The 3,249-nt window shown below is 68.9% G+C and carries 3 protein-coding genes; all 3 read right to left on the reverse strand.

The window, feature by feature from the left end; translation table 11 throughout:
- Positions 1-92: 92 nt before the first annotated feature.
- The 3 genes from VML93_RS37430 to VML93_RS37440 are packed head-to-tail and all read right to left on the reverse strand — an operon-like array spanning position 93 to position 2,975.
- Positions 93-902, reverse strand: coding sequence for an ExeA family protein (locus VML93_RS37430; protein WP_325618757.1), 810 nt, complete (start codon positions 900-902; stop codon positions 93-95).
- Positions 899-2,302: a DDE-type integrase/transposase/recombinase gene (locus tag VML93_RS37435; RefSeq protein ID WP_325618759.1), complete on the reverse strand. Its 1,404-nt coding sequence runs from the start codon at positions 2,300-2,302 to the stop codon at positions 899-901. The genes VML93_RS37430 and VML93_RS37435 overlap by 4 nt, the downstream gene beginning before the upstream one ends.
- A gap of 46 nt (positions 2,303-2,348) precedes the next feature.
- The gene (locus tag VML93_RS37440) at positions 2,349-2,975 is read right to left on the reverse strand and encodes a hypothetical protein (RefSeq protein ID WP_325618761.1); all 627 of its coding nucleotides are present in this window, start codon (positions 2,973-2,975) and stop codon (positions 2,349-2,351) included.
- Positions 2,976-3,249: the final 274 nt, after the last annotated feature.

A 3,249-nucleotide genomic window follows, 5' to 3' on the forward strand; every position in this document is an offset into this window, starting at 1 on the left:
GGCGGCATTGGCGGTGAGGATGTGTGGGTATGAAATGACCCCGCCGGTTGATTCCGGCGGGGTCGGTGGTGCTCAGGGTGTCGGGGTGGTGTTCAGTCTGCCGTGACTTCGGCGATGGCTGTGCGGGTGGAGGATTCGTCGACGATGGCCTTGTTGGCGGCGAACGCGGCGACGAGGGCTTGTAGTGCGAGGTTGTTGACCGCACGGGGGTAGCCGCGGCTGGTTTGGTGGATCAATCGGACGGCGTCGTCGGAGAACAACGTGTCGTCGCGCCCGGCCAGCGCCAGGTGGTGGCGTAGGTAGCTGGTGGTTTCTTTGTCGGTCATGGGCGCCATCGTGTAGCGCAGCCCGATGCGTTGGTCGAGTGCGGCCAGCACGCCGAGTTTCATCCGCCGCCGCAGGGTGGGTTGCCCGACGAGCAGGCAGGCGAACGGGCTCGACGAATCGAGATCATGGTTGGTGAGTAGGCGGATGGCCTCCAATTGGTCGTGACCCAAGAGGTGGGCCTCCTCAACCACGACGGTTGCTGTTCGTCCACGCTCGGCGTGTTCGGCGGCCAGCGCGTCGGCGGTCTGGGGTGCCAGGGTGGCGTGGTGGGTGAGGGGTTGGCCGCCGAGGGAGGCGACGATGCGGTGGTGGATGCCGCGGACCCCGACGGTGGGGTCGGGCAGGTAGATGATGCTGTGGCGGCTGCGGTCCAGGGCGGCCAGCGCGGCACGCACGGCCACGGTCTTGCCAGCACCGACTTCGCCGGTGATCACGCCGATGCGCCGTTCGGCGATGCACCAGCCGATGCGGGCGACCGCTTCGTTGTGCGCGGCATGGCGGTGCAGCATGGAAGGGGCCAGATCGCGGCCGAACGGCATCCGGGAAAAACCGAAGTACGAGATCAATTCCATCATCGGGGTGCGACCTCCTGTCCGGTGAGCAGGTCGAGCTGGCCGGGGATTGGGTCGCTGGCCCCGGTGAGGGCGGCATAGTTGACGCCGCGGGCCAGTTCGGCCGCGTGCGCGGTCTCGATCAGCTGCGCGTAGTCGATACCGGACGGTTGCGGTGGCGTGTTCGGGGTTTCGGGTTTGGCCTTGGGATGGGAGTGGCGGCTGATGTGGTGCGGGATCGCCGGCCCCATCGGCACGCCGGCCAGGCGAACCTCGATGCGGGTCAGGTCGAACGGATCGAACACCAACTCGACCTTGCGTCCGACCAATGCCGGGTCGACCTCGTAGGAATTGCCGTGTAGCGACACGGTGGCGGTCTTGGTCACCCGGCGATGCGCCTCCCACAGGAACGCCTCGGTGAGCACTTCGGGTGCGGGCAGCGCGACCGGCCCAGGGGCTGACCAGCGCTGCAGCGGGGTTTGCCCGGTTTCGGAATGGATCGTGCGGTGGTAGACCGTTTCGGTCCAGGCCGCGAAGTGCCGATTCAACTCGTCCAGGTCGGTGACATAGTGGCGGCCGATGGTGTCGGGCTCGCCGGTGATCTCGACCAGGAACTGATCACGCACGGTCCTGAAGAATCTTTCTACCTTTCCGCGGCCTTCCGGCCGGTATGGTGTCGAATGCACCAGGCGCACACCGAGTTTCGCGCAGGCCCGCAGCAGCCATTCATCGACGAACGCCGAGCCGCGGTCAACGTAGATCGCCTTGGGGACACCGCGGGAGGCCAGCGCCGGCCGCAACGCGGCGGCTAGCCGCACGGTGTCCTCGGCATAGCCCCACCGATAGCCCGGCAACAGCCGGGAATGATCGTCCAAAAACGCGAACAAGTACGTCTTACGGAGTTGAATGCGTATGCCGTGCAACGCATCCCCCGTCCACAGGTCATTGGGGTGCTCGGCCTCGAACCGCCCGAACACCGGCGTCGACCCCGCGGCCGCATGGATGAGGCCGAGCCGGTGAAAGTTACGTTGCAGCGTGCGTTCGTCGGGAGCCCAGCCCAGCTGGGTCCGCAGGATCCGGCGGATCGCCGCAGCGGTGCGCTGCGGGTTCTCCCGCCGCAGCGCCACCGCCAACTCCAACACCTCCTCCGGGGTGCGCGGCGTGCATTGACGCGCGTGGGGTACCAGCGCGTCGAACCCGCCGGCGCGCCAGTCCCTGATCCAGCGATCAATGCTCTGGCGGCTGACCCGCACCCGCCGCCCGAACGGGTCGGTGTGCTCGCGCGAGGCCAACTCGCGCACCATCTTGCCGCGTTCCTTGGTGGAGTGCGCCGCATCGGCGGCCTCCCGGATCAACTGGTACCGGAACAGCCCGATCGCCCGGGCCCGCTCGGACCGCACCTTCACCTCATCATCGCCGACCACCGGCAACCTCCCTTGCTGTCTGTCAAACACCTGACAGCGCACAGGTTTACGGCGTGATCGGCCTCACCGGCAGGGTCGGTTCGTGTTGCGCTGCCGGGTCGGGCCAGCCCGACGCCAACAACCGCCCACCCGACACCGCCACCGCGGTCTCGGCCAGCGACACCGTGGACAGCACGAACCGGCGCCCGATGGCCGCCGCGAGCGCGGCGATCGCCGTCACCGCGTCGACGAACCCGCAGCAGGCCGCATCCGGCATCGCCGGATCGGCATCCACCGCACGCAGCCACACCGTGAACACCGACCGCACCGCCTCGACCCGCTCGCCGAAGCGGCGCAGCCAGCCCCGCACCGTCTCCGCCGGACGGGCCAACTCAGCGGCGACCCGGCGAAACCCCACCCGGCGCACCGCCTTGGCCACCAACGCGGACACGATCACCGCCGCCGCGTCGGCGCGGCGCAGCAGCGCCGTCACGGGCAACAACACATGCGTGGCCCCACAGCCTGCGCACCGCGACCGGCGAGGACACAACCGCACCGGCCCGTCCGTACCTCGAAGCTCTCGCGGTCTGGCCCGCCCCCAGCCCGCCAACACCCCACTACATGCCGGGCAGCTCAGCTCGCCCGCCGCCAACCTGCGCTCGACTCGATCGACATCCGCCTCTACCGTGACCACTGCGCCTCCCAGCGCGCACAGACGGCCCTCCCGCAAGACTCTGCCAGAGACACCGGGAGGGCCGTCGCCTACAACGACGTGATCACCGTGCCGCCCCGGCACCGCAAGCACCAAACCAGCCACGACCGGCCGACCAGCTGCTCATCCTCAACGCCCGATCGCTACCCCCTGGTACTCAACCTGAATGCCCCCGAACAGCCCTTGAGCAGATCCCCCGCCGCGGTCGGATCCGCCGCACCGACTCGGCGGTCTCGCGCACGAACCGCGGCGCGGC

It is taken from the genome of Mycobacterium sp., assembly GCF_035499775.1.
GTDB lineage: Bacteria > Actinomycetota > Actinomycetes > Mycobacteriales > Mycobacteriaceae > Mycobacterium.